Source organism: Nonomuraea sp. SBT364 (assembly GCF_001083785.1).
Taxonomy (GTDB): domain Bacteria; phylum Actinomycetota; class Actinomycetes; order Streptosporangiales; family Streptosporangiaceae; genus Nonomuraea.
The window spans coordinates 1-18,275 of sequence record NZ_LAVL01000163.1 but is presented as its reverse complement, the minus strand read 5'-3'; the positions used below and the strand labels follow the sequence as shown (position 1 = coordinate 18,275).

The following is an 18,275-nucleotide window of genomic DNA, read 5'->3' as shown; positions in this document are numbered from 1 at the left end:
GATCTCGGGGGGTGAGGTGGGCGAGAAGGCGGGCCCGGGGCAGGGCGAGGAGCCGCACGAGCGGATGCGGCGCCTGCTGGCGGCCGTTCTGGCGATCAGTTCCGAGCTGGAGCTGGACACCGCGTTGCGCACCATCGTGGAGGTCTCGGCGGGCCTGGTCGACGCCCGCTACGGCGCCCTGGGCGTGCTGGACGAGCAGGGCGCGTTCGCCGACCTGTTCACCAGCGGGATCTCCCAGGAGGTGTACGACACCATCGGGCGGCTGCCGACCACCCACGGGCTGCTGGAGGAGCTGGTGAGTCATCCCCGCCCGCTGCGGGTGGACGACGTGGCGGCCCATCCCAGGTTCCGCGAGTTCCCCACCGGCCACCCGGTGATGCGGACCCTGCTGGGCACGCCGATCCTGGTACGGGGCACCGTCTACGGCAACATGTACTTCGCCGACAAGTGCTCCGGGGAGCCGTTCACCCGCGACGACGAGCAGATCATCGCGGCGCTGGCCAGCGCGGCCGGCGTCGCCATCGAGAACGCCCGCCTGTACGAGCGGATCCGGCGCAGCACCGAGGAGTTCCAGCGCAGCCTCCTCCCGCGGCTGCCCGACCTGGGCGGCCTGCGGGCCTGCGCCCGCTACCGCCCGTCCAGCGCCGTCCCGTCGATCGGCGGCGACTGGTACGACGCGATCATCCTGCCCGACGGCGTGCCCTGCCTGATGGTCGGCGACGTGATGGGCCACGACCTGAGGTCGGCCACCGTCATGAGCCAGATCAGCAACATGCTCCGGGTGATCGCCTACGAGCAGTGCGAGCCGCCCTCCCGCATCCTGCAACGCCTGGACGAGGTGCTGCACGGCCTGCACGGCGGCCCGATGGCCACCGTCCTGCTGGCCCGCCTGGAGAAGCACGGCGACGAGTGGCGGCTGCGGTGGGGCAGCGCCGGGCATCCGCCTCCGCTGGTGGTCCCCGCCGACGGCCCGGCCCGCTACCTGCGCGCCGACAGCGGCCATCCGCTCGGCGTCACCCAGGAGCTGCCCCGCCCCGACCACGAGCACGTCATCCCGGCCGGATCCACCCTCGTGCTCTACACCGACGGGCTCATCGAGGACCCCGCCCGCGGCCTGGACGAGGGCATGGACAGCCTGGCCAGAGCCGCGGGCGAGCTGCGCCACCTGCCCGTCGACGAGATGTGCGAGCGCTTGCTGGGCCACCGGGGCGACGAGTTCACCGACGACGTCGCCCTGCTGGCGCTGCGTCTGGCCGAACCCGCCGCCCCGCACCGGGAAGCCTGACCGCCGTCAGTCCTCGCCCCGGTAGGCGCGCAGCTCGCGGCGGGCACGGCGACGGGCGCGCCGGCGCTCCTCACGGCAGATGTCGTGCCACTCCCGGCCCCCGCTGACACCGCCTCGGTCGAACAGGAAGTGGTTGGAGGCACGCCAGTAGCAGCCGCTCGTGCGCGACGACAGCGACGCCCCGTCGGCGGTGATCTCGTCCGGCAGGGTGCACGGCCCGAACCGATGATCGTGAACGGGCAGGCAGGTCGTCATCGGCGCGTCGGCCAGCCGCACCCACCAGGGCCGGGTCTTGTCGGTCTTGCTCATACGGTCACCTTTCGGCTCCGCGACGCCCCGGGATGGGGCCGTCACAAGACCTGGCGCACCGTGATCACCTCCGACGTGGGACCTGATGCCACGCTACCGCGCCGGAGCGCGGTCGCGGCGTCCCGTGGCGGACACCTGTCATGTCGTCATGTCGCCAGGAGCTCGGCCTTGATCGGGGTGGGTGCGTGGGCCAGGCTGCTCGGCGGCGTTCGTGACGCCGTCGAAGGCGACGGCCGGCGCCGCGCGTTCTGGAGGCTCCGTGTTGCGGGACACCCCGTCGAACACCATCCGTCACCTGCGCCGGGTGGTGCCGGCCGTGCTTCTCGTCCTGGCCGCGCTCGTCGTGCCCGCCCCGGCGGGAGCGGCGGCCGGCCCGGATCCCGGGGGCCCGATCCAGCCCGAGCTGTCGGCGCGGCTGGCCGCCGGCCGGGCCGACTTCTGGGTGGAGTTCAAGGCCCGCGCCGAGCTGGAGCGGGCGGCGCGGGTCCGGGACTGGACGGCGCGCGGCGCGGCCGTGGTGAACGAGCTGCGCTCGACGGCCGAGGCCAGCCAGGCCGGGGCGCTCGGCGTGCTGCGGGAGGCGGGCGCCCGTCACACGTCCCTGCACATCAGCAACGCCATCTACGTGCACGACGGCTCCGCCGAGCTGGCCGGGAAGCTGGCCGCCGACCCGGCCGTCGCGCGCGTCCGCATGCCCGCCACGTACCGGCTGCCCGAGCCGGCGCCGGGCGACCGCGTCGCCGCCGCGGGGCCGGTGGAGTGGGGGCTGAGCGCCATCCACGCCGACCGCGTGTGGGACGACTACCAGGTGACCGGGCGTGGCGTCGTGGTCGCCAACATCGACTCCGGCGTGGACTTCCGGCACCCCGCCCTCGTCGCCTCCTACCGGGGCAACGGCGGCGACGGGACCTTCACGCACGACTACAACTGGTACGACCCCACCGGCGTCTGCGGTGACCCATCGTCGGACCCGTGCGACAACTACGGCCACGGCACCCACACCATGGGCACGATGGTGGGCGACGGCGGCGCCGGGAACAAGATCGGCGTGGCGCCCGGCGCCCGCTGGATCGCCGCCAAGGGCTGCGTCGACTACGTGTGCGAGGAGCTCGCGCTGGCGCTCGCCGCGCAGTGGATGCTCGCGCCGACGGCGCTGGACGGCTCCGGCCCGGACCCGTCCAGGCGGCCGGACGTCATCAACAACTCCTGGTCCTCGGCGCCGGGCAACCCCTGGTACCAGGACTACGTCCGCCAGTGGGTCGCCGCCGGCATCTTCCCGGCCTTCGCCGCGGGCAACAACGGGCCCAAGTGCGAGACGCAGAGCTCACCGGGGGACTACCCCGAGTCGTACGCCGTCGGAGCCGTCGACAGCAGGGGGCAGGTGGCCTGGTTCTCCTCCCGGGGCGCGGCCGGGGCCGGCGGCAAGCCGGACATCGTCGCGCCCGGCCAGGGCGTCCGCTCCAGCGCGCCCGGCGGCGGCTACCAGGTGCAGAACGGCACCTCGATGGCCACCCCGCACGTGAGCGGCGCGGTCGCGCTGCTCTGGTCGGCCGCTCCCGCGCTGGCCGGCGACATCCCCGCCACCCGCGCCGTCCTCGACCGCACCGCCCGCGACCACGCCGACACCACGTGCGGCGGCACCGCCGGGGACAACAACGTGTACGGCGAGGGCATGCTCGACGTGCACCGGGCCATCGGCGCGTCCCCCCGCACCGGCACCGGCGAGCTGACCGGCACGGTCACCGACGCGCGCACCGGCGAGCCCGTGGCGGGGGCGCGCGTCGCCGCCGCCGGGCCGCGCGAGCTGGACACCACCACGGCCGGGGACGGCTCCTACCGGCTCCACCTCGACCCGGGCGAGCACACCCTGACCATCACCCACTTCGGCCACGACACCCGGACGATCGACGGCGTACGGGTGAGCGGCGGGCAGCCGGTCACCCGGGACGCCGCCCTGGAGCCGACGCCCCGGGCGACCGTGACGGTCCGGGCCGCGGACGGCTCCGGCCAGGGGTGGCCGCTCTACGCCGAACTCGCCGTCGAGGGGGCGCCGCGCACCTGGTTCACGGCGCCCGGCGACGGGCGGGTGGCCGCCGAGCTGCCCGTGGGCGGCACCTACCGGGTGACCGTCACCCCGCGTCTTCCCGGCTACCGGCCGGTCACCGGCGAGATCACCGTCGCGGGCGACACCTCCGCGGACTTCGCGCCGCCGATCGACACCGCGTCCTGCTCCGCTCCGGGGTACGCCGCCCGCGACGGGGAGTGCCGGCCGGTGCCGGGCTCGCTCGTGCACGGCGCGGTGACCGACGCCAACACCGGAAAGCCCGTCGTCACAGCTACTGTCACAGCCACCGCCACAGCCACAGCCACAGCCACAGCCACGACCGGTGCCGGCGCCTCCGCCGACACCGTGGCCACGCCGGACGACCCGGCGCTGCCGGACGGGTTCTACTGGGTGTTCTCCGCGATGGCGGAGCGGCGCGTCCTCACCGTCACCCAGCGCGGCTACCGGCCCGCCTCCGCCCCCGTCGAGACCGCCCCCGGCCAGGTGTCCAGGACGGACTTCGCGCTCGCCTCGGGCCGGCTCGCCGTCGAGGCCGGCGACCTGTCGGAGGAGGTGCGGCTCGGCAAGAAGGTACGCAAGCGCCTGACCCTCACCAACCGGGGCACCGCGCCGCTCACGTACGAGATCACCGGCGAGCGGCGGGACGCGGCGCACCGCCCGGCGGACGACCGGGACGCGCCCACCGCGAACGGCGGGCCCGCCCGCAGGGTCGAGGTGGCCGGGCTCTCACCCGCCGCCGTCACCGCGCCCCCGGCCGGCGAGGGCACGGCCCGTCCGGGCACGGACGCCGCCCCGTGGACGGCGATCGCCGACTACCCGACCAGCATCAGGGACAACGCCGCCGCCTACCACGACGGCAAGGTGTACTCCTTCGGCGGCTCGCTCCGCGGCGAGGGCCCGACCCCCGCGTCGTACGTCCACGACCCGGGCGCGGGGACGTGGACGCGGCTCGCCGACATGCCGCAGGCGCGGCAGAAGCCCGCAGCGGCGTTCGTCGACGGCAGGTTCTACGTCGTCTCCGGCTGGGGAGCCGGGGGCGCCGCCGGCGCCGCCACCCTGGTGTACGACCCCGCGACCGATGCCTGGAGCACCGGCGCGGACAACCCGCGGCCCTGGGGCGCGGCCGGTTCGGCCGTCCTCGACGGGAAGATCTACTCCGTCGGCGGCTGCGCCGGCGAGTGCCAGGAGGCCACGGACCAGGTCACGGTGTACGACGTGGCGAGCGACAGCTTCACGGCCGTCGCGCCGTACCCCGAGCCGATCTCCTGGGCGTCCTGCGGCGCGCTCGGCGGGCAGGTCTACTGCGCCGGCGGGCTGGCCGCCGGGCCGCACGGCACCCAGCACGCCTACGCCTACGACCCGGTGCGCGACGCCTGGACCAGGGTCGCCGACCTGCCGCTCGACCTGTGGGCCGCCAGTTACGCGGTGGCGAACGGGAAACTGCTGGTCGCGGGCGGCGTGGCCAAGGGCGGCAGCGTGCTGACCAACGAGGCGTTCGCCTACGACGCCGACGCCGACACCTGGACGGCGCTGCCGAACTCGGGCAACGCCCTGTGGCGCGGCGCCGCGGCCTGCGGCTTCTTCAAGATCGGCGGAGGTGACGGGCCGCGCGTGATGCCGTACAACGAGAGGCTGCCCGGCTACGACGACTGCGAGCCGGCCGGGACCGGCGCGGAGTGGCTGAGCGCCGACCCGGGGCGGGGCACGCTCGCGCCCGGCCGCAGCGTGCGGGTCACCGTCACCCTCGACGCCCGCGAGCTCACCCGGCCCGGCACGTACCGGGCGGAGCTGGCCGTGCGCGAGGACACGCCGTACGCCACGCCGGGCATCGGCGTCACCCTGGAGGCGGAGGCGCCCCGGCACTGGGCGCGGCTGTCCGGCCGGGTGCTGTCACGCGCCTGTGACGGGACCACCGCGCCCCTGCCCGGCGCGACGGTGACCGTCGGGCGGGGCCGCGACTCGTGGACCCTGAGCACCGGCCCCGACGGCCGCTACGCCGGCCGGCTGCCGGGCGGCCTGCCGCGCGCCGGGGTGACGGTCACGGCCGGGGGACACCGCCCGGCGGAGTTCACCGCCCGGCTGCTGCCGTACGGCGACGTCCGCCGCGACCTCACCCTGTCCCGCCAGGACTGCTGACCCTCAGGAGCCGAGGTGCGCGGCCGTCCAGCAGTCCGCCTGGCCGGGACGGCCGCAGTCCGCCAGCTTGTCGAGCGCCTCGGCCAGGCCGGCGGTGCGCGGGTCGCCGGGGTCGTTGCGCTCCTGGTGGGGGTCGGTCGCGGTGTTGTAGTACTCGGGCTCGGCGACGCCCCGGTACTCGACGTAGAGCTCGTCCGCCGTGCGCACCGCGGCGTAGCTGGGCGGCCCGGCGTTGCCCGGCTTCAGGTCGTCGGCGTCCGGGTCCGGCTCGCCCGCCGCGTCCGGGTCCGGCCTGACGTGCTCGATCAGGGCGGCGTCGCGCCAGTCCTTCGGCCGGTGCCCGGAGATGAGCGGCAGGAGGCTGCGGCCGTCGCGGCTGTCGCGCCGCGCCCGGTCGACGCCGGCGATGTCGAGGAAGGTCGCGAAGAGGTCGACGTTCTGCGCGATCCGGTCGCTGACGAGGTCGCCGTGCCGCCCGGCGGCCGGGCGCTTGACCAGCAGCGGCACCCGGACGTCGTGGTCGTAGGCGGTGGACTTGCCGCGCACCAGCCGATGCTGGCCGAGATGGAAGCCGTTGTCCGAGGTGAACACGATGTAGGTGTTGCGCTTCTCCTCGGCCGTGAGCGCCGACATGACCCGTTCCACCATGTCGTCGACGGACTGCACCATGCGCACGCGGTCGCGGAAATCGGCGCGCAGCTCCTTGGTGAGCTTGGCGCCGATCCGCTGCCTGCGGACCCAGGCCGGCTTGTCGGAGGTGTCCTCGTCGAAGGCCGGCAGCGAGGTGACGTCGACGGTGGCGCAGTCGACGCCGCCGCAGTCGCCGTGCGGGAACTGCCCGGCCGGCCACGCCGTCCTGGGCCGGTCCCGGTAGGCGGGCGGGAAGCGGGGCTCCTTCTCGCCCGGCTTCACCCCGACCCTGGCATGCGGCGAGAACGGCGCCACCTGCAGGAAGAACGGCTTGCCCGGGGCGTGCTCACGGGAGCGCTCGATGAAGTCGACGGCGCGCCTGCCCAGCACGTCCACCAGGTACTTGCCGCCGGAGCCGATCGGCTTGCGCCCCGCGGTCTCCTCCTCGACGTAGCCGGTGAGCTGGTAGCGGAACTCGTTGTAGCCACCGCCGCCGGCCACGTGCCACTCGGCCCAGCCCGGCGGCACCTTGTAGTCGGCGCCCACGGGGTACTCGTTGATGTACTTGCCCAGGTAGCCGGTGCGGTAGCCGGCGTCGCGGAGCGCGGTGGCGTAGGTCCGGCCCTCGTGCTCGGCGAAGGCCGCGTAGCCGCCCCTGTCGGATCCCTTGTTGGTCTCCACGCCCGTGTTGTGCGGGAACTCCCCGGTGAACGTCGAGGCGCGCGACGGGCAGCACAGCGAGTTGGACACGTAGTAGTCGGTGAACGTCGTGCCGTCGCGGCCGAGGCTTCTGACGGTGTCCATGTAATTCAGCAGATCCGCTGACATGTCGTCGACGAGGAAGAACACGATGTTCGGCTGCTTGGGGTGCGGCTGCTGGAGCCGCTCCACGAGGGCGCTCGCCGGGGAGGCGCCGGAGAGCGCCAGCGCGCTGGCCGCGGCCGCCGCGGCGAGGCGTTTGCTGGGGATTCGCATGATTCAGGCAGCTCTTTACTGTTGTCACGTTTGAGGTGTAAAGCACAGTAATCACGCTGATGGCGAACGGTAGCGGATTCCCCCTGAGGGGTTTCTGGGAACCGAGAGCGCCGTGGCAGGGCGCGGCGACGAGGTCATGGTGGTCCACCGGAGGACCACCCCGCTCCCCGGCGACCCCGCCGCCCGGGTCGCCGAATCCGTACGCCGGCGCCTGGACCGCCCGCCACCGTCGCCGTGGACGGAGGAGGAAGCCGCAGCCGACGACGCCGCCCTGACAGCCCCCGGCTGACCCGGCCGAGGGATGAGCCGGCAGGGCGGGGCGGGCCCAGGTGGGCAGCGGCTCGCCGGGAAGCAGACGACGAAGGGCCCCCACCCCGGCGCGCGAGGTGGGGGCCCGGAGGGGGACGTTACGGCGCCACCGGGGTGCCGCCGAACGTCACGACGAGACGCCCGTCGGAGGCGAACGACCAGTTCAGGGCGCCGCTGTAGGAGGAGCACCGGGACCCGTTCGAGCCGGTCCAGAACTGGTTGGAGCCGTCGGCGGAACCCACGGTCTTGTCGTTGCTCCCGTCGCCGTCACGGCACGAGACGTTGTCGCGGAACACCGTCGATCCTGCGTCGAACGAGAAGTTGCGCTCGGTGTTGTCGATGCTGACGTTGCCCGTCATCGTCATCGTGCCGGGGTTGCGGTTGTAGGTGAAGCCGTGCTTGCCGTTGTTGTAGGCGATGCTGCGCCGGATGACATGGTTGACCGGGATGTCCTCGCCGCCCAGCTTGTAGCCGTTGCGGTCGCCGTTGCCGGCCTGGCCGCCGTTGCTCAGCGTGCCGTTGTCGTACGACAGCGAGTCCTCGATCGTCACCGGGCCGATGGCGCCGGTGTCGGTCTTGGTGTAGAGGTCCCAGCCGTCGTCGATGTTGTTGCGGGCCACGGCGTAGCGGAAGACGTTGCCGGACCCGACGGTGAGCTTGGCGGCGAAGCCGTCGGCGTCCTCGCCGTCGGAGTCGGCGTTGTCGTGCGACAGCGCGCTCAGGACGAGGTTGTCCGCCGGCCACTGGTCGCGCGGCGTACTGGAGACGATGCGCGACAACTGCAGCCCGGTGTCCCGGTTGTACCGCGTCACCGTGCGTTCGATGATGTTGTGGCTGCCGCCGACGAAGATCCCGTTGTCGCCGGCCCGCTCGACCACGATGCCGTGGACGTGCCAGTACGACGCGTTCAGGGCCAGCCCGCGGTTGGCCGGGTCCTCGCTCTGGCCGGAGAAGTTCAGGATCGGCGTCTCGCCAGGATAGGCGGCCAGCTTCTTACGGGCGCCGGAGGTGCCGTCGTTGCCCGGCGCGATGGCGACCGTCTGGGAGAAGGCGTACGTGCCGCCGCGCAGGTAGATCGTGCCCCCGGCGGTGACCCGGGTGATCGCCGAGGTGAGCGTCGTGGGGTCGGACCGGGTCCCGGCCGCGCCGTCCCTGCCGTTGGGCGCCACGTACAGCGTGTCGCCGGACGGCGGCGGGGTGACGGTCGGTGTGACGGTCGGCGAGACGGTGGGAGTGGGGGTGGGGCTGGTCGTCGGGGTGCCACCCGCGGGCCGCAGCGTCCACTGCTTGGTGGAGACCGAGTCGCAGGAGTTCTGCTGGAGCAGGGCGCCGGAGGAGGTGGAGTTGTCCTTGACGTTCAGGCACTTGCCGCCGTTGGCGTTGACCACCCGGTGGTTGGACCCGGACTCGGTCAGCCGCCAGGTCTGGGAGGCGGCGCCGGTGCACGACTCCTGCTGGACGGGCTTGCCCGCGCTGGTGGAGGCGCCGCGTACGCCCAGGCACTTGCCGCTGTGCGCGGCCTTGATCTGGTAGTCGCCGCCGGAGGCGGTCACGGTGAAGACCTGCCCGCCGGTTCCGGCACAGGTGTCCTGCACGAGTTGCGTACCGTCGGCCGTGGTGGCTCCCGGGACGGCGGCGCACAGGCCGCTGCCCGCGTTGACCAGCGTGTAGTCGCCGCTGGCCGGGGCGGCCGAGGCCGGCGCGTTGAGCGCGGCGACCAGCCCGCCGGTGGTGAGGATGCCGGCGGACAGCACGATCGCCAGCCGCCTGCCAAGGTGTTCTTGCTTGCGCACGTCCAGCTCCGTTCGGGGGATTGCGGATCAAGCGCCGGGCCCAGAGCTCGGTGGCGCGCGGCGCATTCCGACACCAACCGGTTGCGCACACGGTGGCGTTACACGCCCGAAACGTCAATACGCCTGAGTAAAACTGCAAACGCTGCCAGGAGTTCTGCCTGGTCTAGTCCAGGATTTTTGCAACAACCGCTTGCAAGAAGCCTTGATTCCTTGCAGAGCGACGCAGGCAAGACGAAGAGGAGGGCGGGGCGAACCCACCCTCCTCTTCGATTCCCCCGTGCTACACCTTGCGGCGCGTGAGGAGGAATCCCAGGGCGATCATGCCGACGCCGAGGATCAGGTGAAGCCAGTTGTCCGCGGCGTTCAGCGGGACGAAGTTGGCCTGGCTGTCATGCGGGACCAGCAGGCCGTAGATCCACAGCAGCAGGTAGATGACGCCCCCGCCGATGAGGAAGTTCCGTGCGCCGCTCCAGGTGCGGGCCAGCAGGACGCCGGCGACGCCGAACAGCAGGTGCACGATGTTGTGCAGGATGGAGACCTCGAAGACGCCCAGCAGCATCGCGTCGGAGTGGTGACCGGCGAACTGCATGCTGTCGTAGCCCGTGGTCACGCCGGGGATGAAGCCAAGCACGCCGACCAGGAGAAATACCAGGCCGACGACCAGTGCCGCGACTTGCACCGGCGTCCGGGCGGTTCGCGTAGGAGTGGTGCTCATGCGACCTCCTCTCGGGTAGGACGAGACTGCGCCTACCCACGCGGCACGCCGGGTAACGAGATGACGGGCACAGGGCTTCACAGCCGGTCCGGTGCGTGGTCTAATCGATGAACCAACCTCTAGAATTCAATTCTATTATTGACTCGAGAGTGGAGATCAGCGATGGCCCGACTGCTGCGCCGCTTCGCCGAGACGAGGCCGGACGGCCTCGCTCTGGCCGACGAGGACGGCGCCACCACGTGGCGTGAGCTGGACGAGCGGGTCGACCGCCTGGCCGGCGCGCTCCTCGGCGCGGGCCTGTCCGCCGGTGACGTCGTGGCCCTCCACGCGGCCAACCGCCGCGAATACTTCGAGGTCATGGCCGCCGCCAGCCACATCGGCCTGCGGTACGTGCTGGTCAACTGGCACTGGACCGCCCAGGAACTCGGCTACGTCCTGCGGGACGCGGGCGTGCGCGTCCTGTTGTCCGACCCGGCCTTCGCCGCGCAGGCGACCGAGGCCGCCGAAGGGCTCGACCTGGCCGCCCGGGTGGCGTTCGGCACCGGCATCGAGGGGTTCGTCCCGTACGAGGACTTCATCGCCGCGGGCCCGTCCGGCGAGCCGGAGCTCCAGGTCATGGGCAGCCCGATGTTCTACACATCCGGGACCACCGGCAGGCCCAAGGGCGTCAGCCGCAAGCAGTCCACCGTCGGCATGCCCGTCGAGGCCCTCGCCATGGCCGCCGACCGCTTCGGCCAGACCTTCACCGTGCCCGACGGGGGCCGCACGCTGCTGGCCGGCCCCGCCTACCACTCGGCCCAGTGGATGTTCTCGTTCATGGCGCTCATGGGCGGCTGCCCGGTGGTCATGCGGCGCGGGTTCGACCCCGCCGAGACGCTGCGGCTGATCGACGAGTACGGGATCACCAACGTCCACCTGGTGCCCACGCAGTTCGTCCGCCTGCTGCGCCTGGACGCCGCCACCCGGGACGCCTTCTCCGGGGCGAGCCTCACCTCCGTCTGGCACGGCGCCGCGCCCTGCCCGCGGCAGGTCAAGCACCAGATCATCGACTGGATCGGCCCGGTCGTGCACGAGTACTACGGCTCGACCGAGGCGGGCATCAACACGGTCATCACCGCGGAGGAGTGGCTGGCCAAGCCCGGCAGCGTCGGACGGCCGCAGCCGATGACCGAGATCCACATCCTGCTGGACGACGGCACGCCCGCCAAGCCGGGGGAGCAGGGCCAGATCTGGTTCCGCTACACCAACGGCGACGACGTCGAATACTGGGGAGACCCGGACAAGACCGCCTCGATCCACCGGACCGACGGCCTGTTCACCACCGGCGACATCGGCTACTTCGACGAGGACGGCTACCTGTTCCTGTGCGACCGCGCGATCGACATGATCATCAGCGGGGGCGTGAACATCTACCCGGCCGAGATCGAGAGCGTGCTGATCACCCACCCGGCCGTCCGGGACGTCGCGGTGTTCGGGGTGCCGGACGAGGAGTTCGGCGAGCAGGTCAAGGCCGCCGTCGAGCTGGTGGACGGCGTCGAGCCCGGCGGCGATCTGCCCGGCGAGCTGATCGCCCACTGCCGTGCCTCGCTGGCCGGGTACAAGGTGCCCCGGTCGATCGACTTCGTCCCCGAACTGCCGCGCACCCCCACCGGCAAGCTGTACAAGCGGCTGCTGCGCGACCCCTACTGGCAGGACGGCGCCCGCCGGATCTGACCGTCATCCGGGCCGGCGGTCGCTCCCGACGGGCGCGGGCAGCAGCTTGCCGAACGGGACGGCGCGCAGGACCCGGAGCCGTTCGGTGGCGTGCGGGTGGCCGTGGCGGGCGGCGAGCCCGTAGTAGAACCTGGCGATGTCGCGCTTGGCGTGCCCCTCCTGCTCGTAGGCCTGGCCGTAGGCGAACGACAGGTTCGCCGCGAACTCGATCGGGTGCCGGTTGCCGGCGAACGCCTCGGCGCCGGGGTGACGCTTCTGGACCGCGATGTGGATCCAGTAGCGCGCCTCCGCCGACTCGCCGGCCAGCACGTGGATGATCGCCAGCCGGTAGGCCGACTCGGCGTCGCCGTCGCCCGCCAGGCGGACCAGGCGCGCGACGGTCCTGGTGGCGCGTCGCTCGGCCTCGTCGGCCGGGGTTCCGTAGAGGTCGTAGGAGCCGGTGGGGTGCGGCCTGGCCGGCTCGTTCCTGGCGGCGCGCCAGCGGGCCTGCCACTGCTCCACGGTGCCGAGGGCGTCCCCGGGCAGGCCGCTCTCCCCGGCATACCGGTGACAGACCATCACGAAGGAGACGACCAGCTTCCAGTCGGGCAGGCGTTCCCGCTTGCCCGTGAGGATGTCGCTGACCGTGCTCGCGGGCAGTTCCTTGGGGACGTCCGGCGCGCGTGACAACCGGTGCATCTCTGAATAGCTCGGCTGGCCGGCCGATTCCCGCAGCTCTATGAGCGCGGCTATGAAGGCGGAATGTGATCCTGCCCGTGGAGTGTCAGTCATCGTCCTTGATGGAGTCGAAAGGTCAACAAGTGTCGCCATATTTTCAGAAATAGTCTCGCAGTCGATGACACTTTGCGGATTCCATCTCATCCGGTTGCTCCGGCCACTCCGGATGATCATTGCCCCACCAGCCCCAGCTGCCGATTCGGGGAGCTAGCAGCGCTTTTGTCGCTATTTATGAGATAAATCCGGAGGAAGCCGGACGATGTCGGAGGGCTGGGAAAGTTTGGCGCCCCGGCGGCCCGGTTCGGTCTCGTACGGCTCCGTCCGGGCACGCGTGGATCGCTGGCCCGCGAGCTTCCCCGGGCCGCATGGTTGGCCGCATTCATCGCGCTGCTCTTCGGGAGGCCACCATCCATGCCGTTACTCACGGCCCGCCCGTCCAGCATCGTGTACTGCGCCGACGCTCCCTGTCCGGCGGACGAGCACCTGCTGGTCACGCTCCTGACGACCTGGGTGCTCGCGACGGGACGCACGCCGCCCGCCGGGCGCCCGGACGACCTCACCCCGGAAGAGCTCATCGACTTCTGGGCCGACGACCGCACCTGAGGAAAGAGGACCGATGTTCACCACGCGTCAACTGCTCACGCTCACCCTGGCCGTCATGGTCGCCGCGATCACCTGCGCGCTCGTCCTGGCCACCGGCGCGCAATGGCCGGGCGCCCTGCTCAGCGGCGGCGGCGCGGGCGGGGCGACGCTGGCCGCCCTGCCCAGGCTCCTGAGCAGGCGCGACCCGTAGTCGCGCGGGCGGGGAGTTGCCTTGACGCCGGTGTCAAGCTTCTAGCCTGGCGGCGTACCGGCGGCTGACGTCAGCCGCCGCACCGAATCGGGGAAGACTGATGAAGTTCGGAATCAGCTACGCAACGCCCTACCACGGGGCCGATCCCGACAAGCTCGTGGCGTTCGCCCGGCTGGCGGAGGAGTGCGGGTTCGAGTCGCTGTACATGCCCGAGCACATCGTGCTCTATCCGGGCGCCAAGGTGGGCGCGTTCGAGCTGCCGCCGTCGCTGCCGTACGTCGACCCGCTCGACGCGCTGGCCTTCGTCGCCGCGACCACCGAGCGGATCCTGCTCGGCACCGGCGTGCTGCTGCTGCCGTACCACCATCCGGTGATCCTCGCCAAGCGGCTGGCCACGATCGACGTGCTGTCCAAGGGCCGGATGCGCCTGCTCACCGTCGGGCTGGGCGCGCTCCCGGGCGAGGCCGAGGCGGTGGGGGTCGACTTCGCCGGCCGGGGCCGCCGCGCCGACGAGGCCATCGACGTGCTGCGACTGCTCTGGGCGGGCGGCGAGGAGGGGGTCAGCTTCACCGGCGAGTTCTTCTCGTTCGACCGCCTCTGCAGCTATCCCAAGCCTGCCGGACTGCTGCCGATCCACGTCGGGGGATCGACCCCGGCCGCCGCTCGCCGGGCGGGCCGGCGGGGCGACGGCTACTTCCCCGGCGGCTCGCTCGGCGCGGAGGAACGGGCCGCGCAGTGGGAACTCGCCCGGGCCGCCGCCGCGGAGGCGGGGCGCGACCCGGACGCGCTGGAGTACACGCGGTTCGGGTCGATCGACATGCCCGCCGGCCGCGTCGCCGAACTCGACGCGCAGGGCGTGACCCGCCTGGTCGTCAGCTCCTCGGCCACCGACCCCGGCGAGCAACGCGAACAACTGTCGGCCTTCGCCGGGCGATGCGGCTTCCTGCCCTAGCATTTCGCACGTGACCGCCTACGACGATCCCGATCTGTTCGAGCACCTGAACGTCTCGGCCCTGCCGCCGCGCCAGCAGCGGATCCTGGCCGTGATCCGCGACTGGGTGGTCAGGCACGGCTATCCGCCGAGCACCCGCGAGCTCGGCCACGCCGTCGGGCTGCGGTCGCCGTCCTCGGTGTCGAAGCACCTGAAGGCCCTGGAGGAGAAGGGGTTCCTGCACCGGGGGCCGGCGATGACCCGGCCGATCGACGTGCGCCTCTTCCTGCGCGGCCCGGCGCCCGAACCGGCCCGCGACCTGGTGAGCGTGCCCGTGGTCGGCGACATCGCCGCGGGCGTCCCCATCCCGGCCGACGAGTACGTGGACGACACGCTGACCCTGCCCCGTGACCTCATCGGGCGGGGCAACGTGTTCGGCCTGCGGGTGCGGGGTGACTCCATGGTCGACGCCGCGATCTGCGACGGCGACCTCGTCGTGGTGCGCCAGCAGCCCGAGGCGCACTCGGGCCAGATCGTCGCCGCGATGATCGACGGCGAGGCCACCGTCAAGGTTTTCCGCCGGCGCGACGGCCACGTCCTCCTCGAACCGCGCAACCCCGCCTACGACGTCATCGACGGCGACCACGCCGTGGTGCTGGGCATCGTGGTCTCGGTCCTGCGCAGCGTCTGAGCGGCGGTCAGGGCCCGTGAGAGCGCGCGAACCCGGTCACCGTGCCGGCGCGCAGCAGGTCGGGGCGCAGGAGCTCGGCCCGGTGCCGGGGTAACCCGGCGGCCAGTGCGGCGCCGGTGAGCGCCGACGTGAGCCACTCCACGTCCACGTCCCGGCCGTCGTGCCCGGTGATCAGCGGCTCGCCCGGGGTCCGGCCGTCGCACTGCGCGCGCAACAGCGGCCGGACCCGCGGCGGGACCGGGAACGCGACGGGCCCGTCACGCTCGCCCCGCAGGACGAGCACGAGCGGATGGTCGCCGCCGGGCAGCGCGTGCACGTCGTGCACGGTCAGTGCGGCCAGGGAGTCCACCGACGCGCCGGTGGCCTCCAGCAGCGCGACGGCCAGGGCCTCGGCCGGTCGGCCGTCCTCGGCCAGCCGCGCGACCCCGCCGCGCAGCAGGCGCCGTTCGGTCCGGGTGAGCGGCGGCGTGCCGTTCGGGGAGCGCCGCCGCATCGCGCCGGACTGCCCGGCGAAGGCGTAGAAGGACGCCAGCGTGGCGCGCCTGCCCGCGACCGTCGCCTTCGCCAGGGGCTTGCCGGAGGTGCCGGCGCCGGTGGTGAGGGCGGCGTAGCAGTAGGCGTCCAGATGGGACCCGGAGGCCGCGAGCGGTTCGAGCGCCGGTTCGGAGGCGTACAGCCAGCGCAGCCACGAGGCCAGGACCCGCAGGCAGGTCCGCCGCCGGGCCGCCGAGGGGCGGCCCTGGAGCCAGGCCGCGACCACCCGCCACGTCAGCGGATCCAGCTCGTCGAGCAGGGCGACGTCGCCGGCGGGGACCTGGCGCGGGCCCAACCCCTCGATCTGCCCGACGCTGGTGAGGCCCGGGTCGTCCGCGTGCGTCACGAGGCGATCACCGCGACCGGGCCGGCGGGGCGGTCCGTGCCTGACAGACGCATCATGGGCTAGATCATCTCACGGGCGCGCCGTCCGCGATTCTCGATCCGCGCAGTCAGCGAGCGTCTTGTACGCCGGTCAAGGTGGCGCCGATCTCCTTCATCCGCCCGGCCGCGTAGGCGGGGTCGATCAGCGCCTCGGGCGTGTGGATGCCGGGCGGCACGGCGTCCCCGCGCAGGCCGAGCAGCCGTTCGACGCCGAGGGCGACGCCGAGTCCCGTCAGAGGGCGCTGGCCCTCCGGGTGCAGGAGGTAGCGGCTCGTCCTGAGCGGCGCGCCCGCGTGGTCCACGCCTTCGAGGTCGATCCTGATCTCGGTGGAAGCGGGCTCGCCGCGGCGCCGGGCCGCGGACTCGCCGACCGCGAACGCGAAGCTGACGTTCGCCGCGCCCGTGGCGAGGGCCAGGCTCGGCACGTCGAGGATGGGGACGATCTGGGCGGGCAGGACCGTGCCGTCGATGCTGGTGACCTCGGTCCGCGCGTCGGCGCCGCCGACCCAGTGGAAGACGCCGTCGCGGCGGACCTGCCCCGCCGAGGTGGCGGCCAGCAGGCGGGCCAGGTCCGCCACCGCCGCGGGCCCGCCGCTGTCCCGCTCGTCCAGCACGCCGCCGACCTCGATGGTGTCGACCCGGCCGAACTCCCCGGCGAGGCCGAGCACCGCGAGGACGACGAGCCCCGCGTACCAGTGGCTGGCCAGCAGGATCGGCGCCGCGCCGGCCCGCAGACCGGCCGCGACGACCTCGGGGCCGATGTCGACCAGACCGCTGGAGATGCTGACGTACGGCAGCCCTCGGTCCTGGGCGTAACGCAGTCCGTGCAGATGGCTGTCCCACACGGCCGCGACGACGGCCGAGTGGCCGCCGGCGTCCCCCAGGCCGAGATCGCTCCGCCGCAGGTCGATGGTTACGGCCGTCGCGGCGCCGAGCTCGTCGGCGACGCGCTGGGCGCGGCCGGGATCGCGGCCCGCGATCGTCAGCGGCAGCTCCGGATACCACCGGCGCAGGATGGCCGCGGTGGCCGAGCCCGCCTGCCCCGAGCCGCCCATGATCAGTACTGAGTGCTCCACGGTGTCGCCTCTCTCACTAACCTACATTCTGTAACTTACATTTTGTAGCTTAGACTGGGCGGTGACGCAAGGGAGGACGATGACCACCGGATCGACCCGGCTGTCCAAGCAGGCCAGGCGGGAGCAGCTGCTCGACACCGCCATGACGCTCGTGCGCGCCCAGGGGACCGACAGCCTCACGCTGCTCAGCCTCGCCGAGGCGGCAGGGGTGAGCAGGCCCATCGTCTACGACCACTTCGGCACCCGTCCCGGCCTGCTGATCGCGCTCTACCGGCGGCTCGACGAGCGGCACCGGGCCGCGTCGGAGGAGGCCCTGCGTGACGCCCCGGCCGTGCCCGGCGAGATCGCCCGCGTCCTGAGCGCCGCCTACTTCGCCTGCGCCACCGACATGCCGGAGTGGAACGCCGTCTCCGCCGCGCTCAAGGGCGATCCGGAGATGGAGGCGATCGAGCGCGAGCTGCTCGACGACTACACGGACCTGATGGCCGGCGCGCTGCTGCCGTACACCGGGCTCACGCCGGAAGCCCTCCGGCTGCGCTGCGCCGGCCTGCTCGGCGCGGCCGAGGCGATCGCCGCGGAGCTGAACCGGGGGCGGGTCACCGCCGCGGACGCGGTCACGGCGCTGACCGGCCTGATCGTCGGCGGCATCGGCGCCGGGGCCGCCCCGAGCTGAGCCGGTCCCGGGTGTGGCGGTCCCGGGTGTGGCGGTCCCGGGTGTGGCGGTGCTGTGGAGGTATCGGGCGGGTACCGTGCAAACGCTCGCCCCGGCCCGGGCGGCGGCCCTAGCGTCCCGGGGTATGCAGACAGTGGACGTCCTGGTCGTGGGGGCCGGTCTGGCCGGGCTGAACACGGCACGGCTGCTCGCGCGGCAGGGACTGAACGTGATGGTGGCCGAGCGTCGCCGGTCGCTCTCGGCGGGCATCCGCACGACGGGCATCTTCGTGCGCCGCACCCTCGACGACTTCGACCTGCCGGACCACCTGCTCGGGCCCGGCGTCCGCGACGTGCTGCTGTACCCGCCGTCGCGCCGGGCGCCGATCCGCCTCACCAGCGACCGGGACGAGTATCGGGTCGCCGACATGGCGGGCGTCTACGAGCACGCCCGCCGCGCGGCCGAGTCCGCCGGAGCGCGCGTCCACCTGGGCGTACGGTACGCCGGCACATCACCGGGACCGGCGCGGTCCGGCGGGGTGCCGGGGGGACCGGCGCGGCCCGGTGG

17 protein-coding genes are annotated in these 18,275 nt (G+C 72.9%); 10 read left to right on the top strand and 7 right to left on the bottom strand.

Annotation, left to right across the window (positions count from 1 at the left end; all coding sequences use genetic code 11):
• A partial coding sequence (locus ADY59_RS39460; RefSeq protein ID WP_049573940.1) for a PP2C family protein-serine/threonine phosphatase occupies nucleotides 1-1,285 on the top strand: 1,285 nt, incomplete at its 5' end.
• A gap of 6 nt (nucleotides 1,286-1,291) precedes the next feature.
• Here the strand turns inward: ADY59_RS39460 and ADY59_RS39455 are convergent.
• Complete coding sequence (locus ADY59_RS39455) at nucleotides 1,292-1,594, bottom strand: hypothetical protein (RefSeq protein ID WP_049573931.1); 303 nt, start codon at nucleotides 1,592-1,594, stop codon at nucleotides 1,292-1,294.
• A 259-nt stretch (nucleotides 1,595-1,853) separates the two neighbouring features.
• Here ADY59_RS39455 and ADY59_RS39450 point away from each other — a divergent pair, with 259 nt between their 5' ends.
• Nucleotides 1,854-5,795 (top strand): S8 family serine peptidase, encoded by a 3,942-nt coding sequence (locus ADY59_RS39450; protein WP_156326008.1) that lies wholly within the window; start codon nucleotides 1,854-1,856, stop codon nucleotides 5,793-5,795.
• Between the two features lie 3 nt (nucleotides 5,796-5,798).
• Here ADY59_RS39450 and ADY59_RS39445 read toward each other — a convergent pair whose 3' ends face one another.
• On the bottom strand, nucleotides 5,799-7,400 hold the full coding sequence (locus ADY59_RS39445) for a sulfatase family protein (protein WP_049573926.1): 1,602 nt from the start codon (nucleotides 7,398-7,400) through the stop codon (nucleotides 5,799-5,801).
• Between the two features lie 112 nt (nucleotides 7,401-7,512).
• Here ADY59_RS39445 and ADY59_RS50685 point away from each other — a divergent pair, with 112 nt between their 5' ends.
• The gene (locus ADY59_RS50685; protein WP_156326006.1) at nucleotides 7,513-7,689 is read left to right on the top strand and encodes a hypothetical protein; all 177 of its coding nucleotides are present in this window, start codon (nucleotides 7,513-7,515) and stop codon (nucleotides 7,687-7,689) included.
• A gap of 118 nt (nucleotides 7,690-7,807) precedes the next feature.
• On the opposite strand, the gene ADY59_RS39440 is transcribed toward ADY59_RS50685, so the two are convergent.
• Together ADY59_RS39440 and ADY59_RS39435 are read right to left on the bottom strand one after the other, a co-directional pair.
• Nucleotides 7,808-9,502 carry an RICIN domain-containing protein gene (locus ADY59_RS39440; protein WP_063780925.1) on the bottom strand — a complete coding sequence of 565 codons (1,695 nt, stop codon included), beginning with the start codon at nucleotides 9,500-9,502 and terminating at the stop codon, nucleotides 7,808-7,810.
• Between the two features lie 280 nt (nucleotides 9,503-9,782).
• Nucleotides 9,783-10,217: a DUF4383 domain-containing protein gene (locus tag ADY59_RS39435; protein ID WP_049573923.1), complete on the bottom strand. Its 435-nt coding sequence runs from the start codon at nucleotides 10,215-10,217 to the stop codon at nucleotides 9,783-9,785.
• Between the two features lie 162 nt (nucleotides 10,218-10,379).
• Here ADY59_RS39435 and ADY59_RS39430 point away from each other — a divergent pair, with 162 nt between their 5' ends.
• On the top strand, nucleotides 10,380-11,930 hold the full coding sequence (locus ADY59_RS39430; protein WP_049573920.1) for an AMP-binding protein: 1,551 nt from the start codon (nucleotides 10,380-10,382) through the stop codon (nucleotides 11,928-11,930).
• A 3-nt stretch (nucleotides 11,931-11,933) separates the two neighbouring features.
• Here ADY59_RS39430 and ADY59_RS39425 read toward each other — a convergent pair whose 3' ends face one another.
• Nucleotides 11,934-12,599 (bottom strand): hypothetical protein, encoded by a 666-nt coding sequence (locus ADY59_RS39425; RefSeq protein ID WP_156326004.1) that lies wholly within the window; start codon nucleotides 12,597-12,599, stop codon nucleotides 11,934-11,936.
• Between the two features lie 459 nt (nucleotides 12,600-13,058).
• Between ADY59_RS39425 and ADY59_RS39420 the strand changes: the two genes are divergently transcribed.
• The 4 genes from ADY59_RS39420 (at nucleotide 13,059) to lexA (ending at nucleotide 15,062) form a co-directional block, all read left to right on the top strand.
• On the top strand, nucleotides 13,059-13,250 hold the full coding sequence (locus ADY59_RS39420) for a hypothetical protein (protein ID WP_049573915.1): 192 nt from the start codon (nucleotides 13,059-13,061) through the stop codon (nucleotides 13,248-13,250).
• A gap of 13 nt (nucleotides 13,251-13,263) precedes the next feature.
• Nucleotides 13,264-13,440 carry a hypothetical protein gene (locus tag ADY59_RS50680; RefSeq protein ID WP_156326002.1) on the top strand — a complete coding sequence of 59 codons (177 nt, stop codon included), beginning with the start codon at nucleotides 13,264-13,266 and terminating at the stop codon, nucleotides 13,438-13,440.
• A gap of 100 nt (nucleotides 13,441-13,540) precedes the next feature.
• Entirely contained in the window at nucleotides 13,541-14,392 is an 852-nt protein-coding gene (locus tag ADY59_RS39415) for a TIGR03619 family F420-dependent LLM class oxidoreductase (protein WP_049573912.1), read from the top strand.
• A gap of 1 nt (nucleotide 14,393) precedes the next feature.
• Nucleotides 14,394-15,062 carry a transcriptional repressor LexA gene (gene lexA, locus ADY59_RS39410; protein WP_442937785.1) on the top strand — a complete coding sequence of 223 codons (669 nt, stop codon included), beginning with the start codon at nucleotides 14,394-14,396 and terminating at the stop codon, nucleotides 15,060-15,062.
• A gap of 7 nt (nucleotides 15,063-15,069) precedes the next feature.
• Here lexA and ADY59_RS39405 read toward each other — a convergent pair whose 3' ends face one another.
• Nucleotides 15,070-15,942, bottom strand: a complete 873-nt coding sequence (locus tag ADY59_RS39405; RefSeq protein ID WP_049573907.1) for a hypothetical protein — start codon at nucleotides 15,940-15,942, stop codon at nucleotides 15,070-15,072.
• 106 nt (nucleotides 15,943-16,048) lie between these two features.
• The gene (locus tag ADY59_RS39400) at nucleotides 16,049-17,056 is read right to left on the bottom strand and encodes a hypothetical protein (RefSeq protein WP_231619111.1); all 1,008 of its coding nucleotides are present in this window, start codon (nucleotides 17,054-17,056) and stop codon (nucleotides 16,049-16,051) included.
• Nucleotides 17,057-17,135: 79 nt separating this feature from the next.
• Between ADY59_RS39400 and ADY59_RS39395 the strand changes: the two genes are divergently transcribed.
• Nucleotides 17,136-17,729 (top strand): TetR/AcrR family transcriptional regulator, encoded by a 594-nt coding sequence (locus ADY59_RS39395; RefSeq protein WP_049573901.1) that lies wholly within the window; start codon nucleotides 17,136-17,138, stop codon nucleotides 17,727-17,729.
• A 124-nt stretch (nucleotides 17,730-17,853) separates the two neighbouring features.
• Nucleotides 17,854-18,275: NAD(P)/FAD-dependent oxidoreductase (locus ADY59_RS39390; RefSeq protein WP_049573934.1), on the top strand; the 422-nt coding region annotated here is incomplete at its 3' end.

Bases quoted from the DNA above. Each gene is read 5' to 3' on its own strand.
- ADY59_RS39455 (WP_049573931.1), bottom strand. From the start codon at position 1,594: ATGAGCAAGACCGACAAGACCCGGCCCTGGTGGGTGCGGCTGGCCGAC.
- ADY59_RS39445 (WP_049573926.1), bottom strand. From the start codon at position 7,400: ATGCGAATCCCCAGCAAACGCCTCGCCGCGGCGGCCGCGGCCAGCGCG.
- ADY59_RS39435 (WP_049573923.1), bottom strand. From the start codon at position 10,217: ATGAGCACCACTCCTACGCGAACCGCCCGGACGCCGGTGCAAGTCGCG.
- ADY59_RS39430 (WP_049573920.1), top strand. From the start codon at position 10,380: ATGGCCCGACTGCTGCGCCGCTTCGCCGAGACGAGGCCGGACGGCCTC.
- ADY59_RS39420 (WP_049573915.1), top strand. From the start codon at position 13,059: ATGCCGTTACTCACGGCCCGCCCGTCCAGCATCGTGTACTGCGCCGAC.
- ADY59_RS50680 (WP_156326002.1), top strand. From the start codon at position 13,264: ATGTTCACCACGCGTCAACTGCTCACGCTCACCCTGGCCGTCATGGTC.
- ADY59_RS39415 (WP_049573912.1), top strand. From the start codon at position 13,541: ATGAAGTTCGGAATCAGCTACGCAACGCCCTACCACGGGGCCGATCCC.
- ADY59_RS39395 (WP_049573901.1), top strand. From the start codon at position 17,136: ATGACCACCGGATCGACCCGGCTGTCCAAGCAGGCCAGGCGGGAGCAG.